The organism is Microcoleus sp. B7-D4 (assembly GCF_036705125.1).
Taxonomy (GTDB): Bacteria; Cyanobacteriota; Cyanobacteriia; order Cyanobacteriales; family Microcoleaceae; genus Microcoleus.
Window position 1 is genome coordinate 110,624 of sequence record NZ_JAUBTT010000011.1, and the last position, 8,496, is coordinate 119,119.

Sequence of the window (8,496 nt, forward strand, 5' to 3'; positions counted from 1 at the left end):
TGTGAACCCGCCCCTACAATTTTTTGACAATAGTGCAATATGTTTGACGCTTTCTACAACTGTCCGAAACCTTTTTTAGGCTTATCTTTTTTCTTTTTCTTCTTCTGCTGGGCACCCATATAGCCACGGGAACCGGGCTGCATTCCGGGGCCACCCATTCCGGGCATTCCGGGCATTCCGGGCAATCCTCCCATTCCTGTAAAGTTGCCTTGACTCATTTGCTGCATCATAGTACGCATTTTCTGGAAATCGCTCACCAGCTTAGTTACGTCGTTTTCAGCGTAGCCTGCGCCTTTGCCGATGCGGCGGCGGCGGGAGGGAGAACTTGCTAAAAGTTCGGGGTTGCGGCGTTCTTCAACTGTCATCGAATTAATCATGGCTTCGGTGCGTTTTAGCTGCACTTCTCCCTGCCGCATTTGTTCGTCTGAGAGTTTGTTCATCCCCGGAATCATTTTCATGATGCCGCCGAGGGAACCCATATTTTTTAACAGTCTGGTTTGTTTGAGAAAGTCGGTAAAGTCAAACTTTGCCGTGAGCATTTTCTCTTGCATTTTCTCGGCATCGGCGATGTCGAATTCTTCTTGCGCTTTTTCTACTAGCGTCAAGACATCGCCCATGCCGAGTATTCTCGATGCCATGCGATCGGGATAAAATGGTTGCAATGCTTCCACTTTTTCGCCGACGCCGACAAATTTAATCGGCGCGCCGGATATTTGCCGCACGGATAAGGCTGCACCGCCGCGACTGTCGCCGTCTAATTTGGTTAAGATTGCGCCGGTAATGCCGATTTGTTCGTGAAAGGTGCGGGTTAAATTTGCTGCTTCTTGGCCGGTCATGGCATCAACAACTAACAGCGTTTCGTGGGGTTGCACTGTTTGTTTGATGCGGCCCAATTCTGCCATCATATCTTGGTCGATTTGCAGGCGGCCTGCTGTATCGACGATGATGGTATCAATGCCAATTTGTTTACCGTGTTCGATGCCTTGGCGGGCAATTTCTACGGGGTCAATGTCTTTGCCTAATTCAAATACGGGTACGTCGATTTGTTTGCCGAGTGTCAGCAATTGGTCGATCGCGGCTGGTCGATAAATGTCGGTTGCGACTAGCAGTGCGGTACGATTTTGTTTGCGGAGGTGCAGCGCTAGTTTGGCGGTAGCTGTGGTTTTCCCGGTTCCTTGCAAACCTGCCATCAGGATCACTGTGGGCCCGGATTCGGCGGTGGCGAGGGGTACGTTGGTTTCCCCCATAACGCGCACGAGTTCGTCGTGGACGATTTTGATGAATTGTTGGTCGGGACGGACGCCTGAAACGACTTCTGCGCCTTGTGCTTTTGCCGCTACCTCTCCGATGAAGTTTTTGACGACTTGGAGGTTGACATCGGCTTCCAGGAGGGCGCGGCGGACTTCTTTGAGCGCGTCTTGGATGTTGGACTCGGAGATTTTATTTTGTCCGCGCAGTTTTTTCCAGGTGGATTCGAGTCGATCGGCAAGGGCTTCAAACATAGGGCATTGTTGGCTAGTCAGTCTTTTTAATTTTAAGGCTAAATGGGGATGTTTGGATTAATGTTTTGCTAATTTTTGAATAATCCTTTCAGGGCGGGCTAGAAGCCCAACCCCTACTCCCCACAAGCAAATTATTCATGTGTTGTGGAACAGGCATCTTGCCTGTTCCTAAAACTACTGCCACAAAATTCATCTATTGTGGAACAGGCATCTTGCCTGTTCCTAAAACTGCTGCCACAAAATTCATCTATTGTGGAACAGGCATCTTGCCTGTTCCTAAAACTGCTGCCCTAAAATTCATCTATTGTGGAACAGGCATCTTGCCTGTTCTTAAAACTGCTATAAGATCATGTTGGTTTTTATGTATTCTGCGATCGCCGGTTGGAGTTGGAAGAGGGTGCGATCGCCCTTTTGGACTTTTTCGATTAATAACCTCCGTCTCAAGGATTCGACGGCTTTGAGGAATTCTGAAGGGGATAATTCCAGAAGGGCTGGCTTTTTGGAGATTTCGACTGCTTTGATTTGATTTGCCAACCAGGACATTACTTGTTTTTCGGAGTCTGACAAACGCTGAGAATGTTGGTGCAATAAATATTCTAAGTCTCCTAAAACTAGGCTATCATAGGATAAAAATTCAGAAATATTGCCGCTAAACAAGTCTTGAATAGCAGCAGCTACTGTATTCAACCACAAGGGATTTCCTCGGTAAATGTCTATCAATTTTGACCAGTTTTCCGATTCAAGTAAACCTTTTTCTGTGAATATTTCTCGCGCTGCTTCGCCTAAACCATTGAGTTGCAAGGTTTGACAATTTTTCGGGTGGCTTTCTAATGCTGCAATTTCTCTGGGTTTTTCCCAACTAATCAAAACTATGCAACTGTTGTGACATGATTCTGCTATTTGTTTGAAGAAAGTGCCATAATTTTCATAGCCTGGTTTGTAGTTTCCTGCTAGTTGTTGGCTGCTGAAAATTGTTTGCACATCATCGAGCACGATCAGACAGCGGTGCGATCGCAAATATTGTAGGGGCAATCCCCCCGTGGTTGCCCTTTCTTCGGGGGCGGCGATCGCCCTTTCTTCGGGGGCGGGCACGGGGGCACCGCCCCTACAGAATTGAATTAAGTCGGTTTGGAGTGTTTGGAGGGGTGGCGCGTCGCGGAGGCTTCGCCAGATTATACAGTCAAATTCATATTCAATGTGTTGGATTAGTTGCAGGGCGATCGCACTTTTGCCGCTTCCGCTTAATCCTAAGATGCTGATGAGACGGGTGCGGTTTTCCAAAATCCATTGTTTGAGGGTGGAAAGTTCGGATGTGCGATCGAAAAATGTCGAGATCTCTGGTGCGTCGTCTAAGTCGATGCGGGGCTGTTTTGCTGTTGGTTGGGGGTTTTGAGGTGTTTTGGGCGATCGGGCTTTTTCATGACAAATGTTAACGTTATGATTAACTGTTATATTCTCGCCTATTACATTTTCAACAATAGCTAATTGATAATTATAAAAACTTGCCTTTTCTAATACAGTCCTAAAATTGTTTTTAGTAATATTTTTTTTCAATCCTTTAGAAAGTGTTTTCCAAAGGTCAGAGCCGACATTTCTGACATGACTTGGACTTGAGTAAACTTCTTGAGCAATTTGCGTGTAAGTTGCGTCTTCTAATGTTCCCCGCAGGATAGCTTCTTGCACGTAATCTAAATGCTTTCCCGTCTTAGCAAAAATTAGCTCATCTGCCAGTGTCAAAACTTCGGCAATATCCATAGATTAGGGAGAAGCTGGAGTTTACGCCCTTCATTATACCTGACATTTCGTACAATTGTGACATTTTTGATTTTGTCATCTATCTAAAGTCAGGACTTTTCCTACACAGCTCATCCTTTATATTAATTGGTTAAGGTATTAGCAGGATATTTTTATGAAGCGAGTGCGGTGGCTCAGCGGTTTGCTCTCGGCTGGGGTGTTGTCTTTTACTTTAGCGACAGTTGGCGCACAAGTGGCACAGGCCCAGCGGCCCATTCCTTGGACTGACCTAAAATGCCAAGTTAAAGGTTTGCAGCGATCAATGTTCGAGGATATTGTGGTAAGTAGAGAAATATACACCAGTATGTTGCGGATTTTTCCCGGTACCAGTTTAACCTGCAAGCTTCCCGGTGGTCGTGCCTCTCTCGAATTACAATTTGCAATTCCTGATAAGGAAAGGAAAGCCCCAATAAAAGTAGATGTTTATGTAGACGGAAATCACGTCGCTTCCCGCACAGGAGAAAAAGGTAAAGTACATACAATGTTAGTGGATGTCAGTAATGGAAAAAGTTTATCAATAGACGTAGATTGTGCTGCTGCGACAGATTGCCTTAGTGTGAGTAGTGGACCTTTTAGTAGTATCTTAGATGGTTATAACTTCATTAAATTTCAAGTTGTACCAGGGGCAACCTCTCCAGGGAGAAGATAAATCATGAGTATTAGTCGCCGTCAATTTAATCGTATCATGATCTGGGGTGGCGCTTCTTTTACTGCTTCCGCAACATCGGGCATCTTCTTCCCCAAACCTGCCGAAGCTTATTCCCTAGAATTTCCGATTAGTGCCTTATCAGCCGATCGCGTTTTTAACGGTATTCAAAAATATTGTGGAGCACAGCCCATCCCCGGCGTTCTCTCACCAATTTTACAAGGCAATACTAATGTTAGCACTAAAATAGAACCAGCGGCCGCCAACGCTATTCGCACCGCCGACCAAGAATTTGTGGCTCGAAATTTTACTAGCAAAAGAACCGAATTAGCTTTGACCGGGGAAGGTATTCAGGGCAATAGAACTATCAGTCGTTTGTGGGGTAGGCAAAGACAGGATAAGTTCGGCCCTAATGTTGGCTTTGGCTTCGTGGAAAAGGTTAATGATCAATATAGCGATGCCAAAATTTCTGGACCGACAATGTGCGCGATTGATAACGCCCAAAGAGTCTTAGCGGATCAAAGATTAACACCGCCAGAAATCGCTGCTTCTATCTTGCCAACTCGATCGCGATTGGATGATTGGGGCTCTTGGGGAGGGGATGCTGATGCGTCTGCTGGGAGGAATCCCGGTGCTGTTTTTGCTCAATACGATACAGCCGCTGGTACGGTGACATCTCGCTATGATTTAGTTGAACCGGGGCCGAGAGGTTTTGGGCGGGTTGAGTATATTATTGAAGCGGAAGATCAGCCTCGGCGGGTGATTTTGGTGACGGTGAGGTTTTAGGGAGAAATCAGCATTACGAAAATCCTGTAGGGGCGGGTTCGCCAAGATTTCTAATTCACATCCAAGGTATTTATAAACCCGCCCCCACCCACGAATAGGGCCGGGGCGGGTTTATTTTGCCTGTTTGTTTCTGTCAAATATTGTTGGTGAACCCGCCCCTACCTTATGGATGGGGCGGGGCGGGTTTATTTTACCTGTTTGTTTGTGTCAAATATTGTTGGTAAACCCGCCCCTACAGGATTAATTGCAATCCGATCGTCGATTATATCATAACGTTTATTGTCTTTGCAATTGCCCAATCAAATCTAATGCTTTTTGAGCATCTGCATTCATTCCTTGAGCCCTAAATAAACGAGCCGCTTGCTGCAAATCTGCGATCGCCCCTTGTCTATCTCCCATTCTCACCAACGTAATTCCTCGGTTAGCAAAAGCCTTTGCATAATTGGGATTGAGTTGAATTGCTTGAGTGTAATCAGCTAATGCAGAGCGATCGTTATTGATGCGAAACAGCGCTAATCCTCTGTTAAAATAAGTGTTGGCGCGACCCGGATTAATTTGCAGCGCTTGATTGAAATCGTCGATCGCCCCTTTTTGATCGCCCAAGTCCGAAAGTGCTAATCCTCGGTTGTTGTAAGCCGCTGCAAAGTTTCTATCCAAGCGGATGACTTGAGTATAATCTGCGATCGCCCCCGGTTTGTCTCCCATTGCTGACAAAACCAGCCCCCGATTGTAGTAAGCGTCAACATAACCGGCATTTAGGGCGATCGCCTTGCTATAATCAGCGATACTCTTGGGCATTTGTCTCAAATCGGAATAAGCGAGGGCTCGATAGAAATAAGCTTCCGCGTAATCAGATTGAGTTTGAATTGCTTGGTTAAAATCGGCAACAGCCCCTGACAAATCTCCCTTATCAAACCGAGTTAAACCGCGAACGTAATAAGTTTTAGCATCTTGCGGATTGTTCAGTTTGAGAGGTGCAGTAGCTGTTGGAGAGGTATTAATTAAAAGTGCCGATCGATTTAAGCCCGCCTCCGATAATTTAGCCAGAAAGATATTAATGGGAACCGCTACATTAAACCCGGTCTTGGTGGTGACTTGTGTTATAACTTTTTTTCCTTCGCCATCTGTTACAAAGTCTATATCACCAGCCGCGTGAACTCCAACTACGCGCCCTTCTCCATCAAATACAGGTCCTCCGCTCATTCCTCCTTTTGTTATAGCGTCGTAACGTAAAGTATAACCGCTTGGATAATCAGGTCGGAGACGACTGATAACATTACCTTTTACAAAAACATAATCGCGTTTAGTTCCGAACTGATTGCCCCGCTGATTACCTGGATAGCCCGAAACAAAAATTTCTGTACCGATTACCGCTTGTTCGGAATCGCCTAAAGTTACAACAGGATAAGATTGTGTACTGTCAAAGGTTACGACTGCTAAATCAGGAGCATTCTGGTCTTTCTGCAATAGTATACTACGGGTTACTTGATAGTCTTTGTTCGTATTAGTGCGAATCGTATAGGTATCCCGATCGGCAACAACATGATTAGCTGTCAGTACAGTGTAAGTCGTGCCTTGTTTGGCAATGATAAATCCAGTCCCGCTACCCGTTGTTTTGCCATTAATTTGAACTGTGGCAGAAATCGCTAATTGAGCAATTTCTTGGGGAGTTTTTGCAGAGACTGGTGCTGGTGCAAAAACAACTATTCCTGCTACCGTTACTGTTCCTGCTAGGATGCTGGTGAGGGAATCAAAGCGCGAATAATCCCTATTCATAGGTGATTGCTGAAGAGTAAAAATTTTTATACTCCGAATAGTATAGATTAAAATAAAATTTATGAAAACCAGAAACGCTCGATGTTTTCAGATGATTGCGATTTTTATGACATTTCGTACATTTCGTATATTCCGGCCATTGCCGGCATTCCTAGGCCATAATTTATTTGTATATCTTCTAGGTTAACCAACTCGAACTGCATCCCGAAACACTTTCAAAGCTTCTTTTTCTTCAGACATTTGCAGGCATCTCCCCAGCAATTCTAGATCCAAATCCGGCAACAGCATACTCCGAGAAACGCGATCGTAATCCTCCGAGTTCAGTTGGTAAATCGAAAATACTCCGTCTTCCCAAAACCAAACTTCTGCTACGTTAAATCTGCGGTAGTATTCCAGTTTATTAATAGTTCCGCTAGTAAAAACAATTTCGATCGCCAAATCGGGTGTTTCTCGCTGCCGTCTGTCTTCGCCAAAGTAGTAAGATAAATCTGGTTCCTTGCTGCTGCCTTTTGCTTCCCCTTGGAGTGTAGCGCTACCCGTCGGTCTAAAACTAATATCTTTTTCTACGAAAAAGGTCATTAACATTCCTGCCAGCAGGCATTTAATGGTTTCATGTTCCGGCGAAAGTGTCATAATTTCCACATATCCGTCGAGGTAAGACAAGCGAACACTGCGAGTGTACTCTAGCAAGGAATCCAAAGCTTTGAACTGTTCCCAAGTCATCGATAGCGGCAAAATCAACCGCTGTTCCGGGAGTGCAGTTAATTTGGGGTGAGTGGCAATGGTCATATATACTTTCCCCGAGTTTGAATTTCTACTTTTAGATTAGCATAAAAATATATAAAGGGAGAAATTGGGGACTTCGAGCGCTCTTGTTCCCCCCTTGTTAAGGGGGGTTAGGGGGGATTTTGCCCGTCTAATTCCCTACAAATAATTAAGTCAAAAACTGGAATTGAGAACCGTTAACTGCCAAAGCAAACGGACTTGCCTGTTCAAATGCCCCGACAAGTTCAAAGTTATCCACATTTAAAATTACCCCCAAAATCCGTCCGTCTCTTTGGTTGCTAATCACCATGTCGTTGATAATTCCGTCGTTATCGTAAGCAATCAAATTGTCGTCTTCAAAGAAAAGGTCTAGTTCTGTTAAACCGTCCGTCAAACCAATACGATCGCCCTCGTCAAAGTTAAAATCGGTAACGACATCTGCTCCATCTATACCAAATGCTTCATCGTTGCTTCTGAGGACGAATATGTCACCACCGAGGCCTCCCGTGAGCACGTCAACTCCCCGATCGCCCGCGATGAAATCGTCGCCCTCATTGCCCTCTAAATCGTCGTCTCCTTGCCCTCCCCGCAGGATATCGTTGCCAAATCCTCCAAAAATAACGTCGTTTCCGGCATCGCCCCTAACTACGTCGTTGCCTTCATTTCCGTCCACTATATCGGCATCTTTGCCACCGTAAAGGATGTCGTTCCCGCCGTTACCTGCGATAACATCATTGCCGTCATTTCCCAACAATCTTTCGTTGGAATCGAAGGAACCTGCTATGGTATCGTTGCCGCCGAGTCCCCAAACTCCCCAGGGGAAAGAGAACAAGTTTCCTGATCCTACGTCGATATCATCTGCTGTAGCGAATCCCAAAAGACGTGGGCCGCCGCCAGCAAATACAGGAAATCCTGTCGAATCGGCGATGAGATTGTTAACCGTTAAAGCCATAACTATGTCCTTTCAAAAATCATGTTATCTGTATTATATATGTTAATTCTTGCCTTGCCAAATAGCAAGTTATATGGTAATTTCTATCGCAAGTTTATTTGCTAAATTAGTGACCACCAACCTGTTTGCCAATTGGTAATTACCAATTGGTAATTACCAATTACCAGGGCTACGCCTCATTCAACCCAAACCTGCTATAGGGAGCATCTCATATTTGTAAAAATACTTCTTCTGGCTCCTTCCTTCTTCTGGCTCCTTCCTTCTTCCTCTTTCCT

Annotated in this window: 7 protein-coding genes; 2 read left to right on the forward strand and 5 right to left on the reverse strand. The window is 45.1% G+C overall.

The genetic code is table 11. The features are described 5' to 3' along the window. Positions 1–53 precede the first annotated feature (53 nt). Both ffh and QUB12_RS06810 read right to left on the reverse strand, forming a co-directional pair. On the reverse strand, positions 54–1,502 hold the full coding sequence (gene ffh / locus QUB12_RS06805; RefSeq protein WP_333035131.1) for a signal recognition particle protein: 1,449 nt from the start codon (positions 1,500–1,502) through the stop codon (positions 54–56). A 339-nt stretch (positions 1,503–1,841) separates the two neighbouring features. Further along, a complete protein-coding gene (locus QUB12_RS06810; RefSeq protein WP_333306088.1) occupies positions 1,842–3,257 on the reverse strand; it encodes an NB-ARC domain-containing protein in 1,416 nt (471 codons plus the stop codon). 154 nt (positions 3,258–3,411) lie between these two features. Between QUB12_RS06810 and QUB12_RS06815 the strand changes: the two genes are divergently transcribed. Both QUB12_RS06815 and QUB12_RS06820 read left to right on the forward strand, forming a co-directional pair. Beyond that, a complete protein-coding gene (locus QUB12_RS06815; protein WP_333306090.1) occupies positions 3,412–3,945 on the forward strand; it encodes a hypothetical protein in 534 nt (177 codons plus the stop codon). Positions 3,946–3,948: 3 nt separating this feature from the next. Then, complete coding sequence (locus QUB12_RS06820) at positions 3,949–4,728, forward strand: Tat pathway signal protein (protein WP_333306092.1); 780 nt, start codon at positions 3,949–3,951, stop codon at positions 4,726–4,728. Positions 4,729–5,004: 276 nt separating this feature from the next. Here QUB12_RS06820 and QUB12_RS06825 read toward each other — a convergent pair whose 3' ends face one another. From QUB12_RS06825 to QUB12_RS06835, 3 genes are all read right to left on the reverse strand, one after another. Then, complete coding sequence (locus QUB12_RS06825; RefSeq protein ID WP_333143768.1) at positions 5,005–6,504, reverse strand: tetratricopeptide repeat-containing serine protease family protein; 1,500 nt, start codon at positions 6,502–6,504, stop codon at positions 5,005–5,007. 183 nt (positions 6,505–6,687) lie between these two features. Beyond that, the gene (locus QUB12_RS06830) at positions 6,688–7,293 is read right to left on the reverse strand and encodes a Uma2 family endonuclease (RefSeq protein ID WP_333143769.1); all 606 of its coding nucleotides are present in this window, start codon (positions 7,291–7,293) and stop codon (positions 6,688–6,690) included. A gap of 145 nt (positions 7,294–7,438) precedes the next feature. Beyond that, positions 7,439–8,221: a calcium-binding protein gene (locus QUB12_RS06835; RefSeq protein WP_333306094.1), complete on the reverse strand. Its 783-nt coding sequence runs from the start codon at positions 8,219–8,221 to the stop codon at positions 7,439–7,441. Positions 8,222–8,496: the final 275 nt, after the last annotated feature.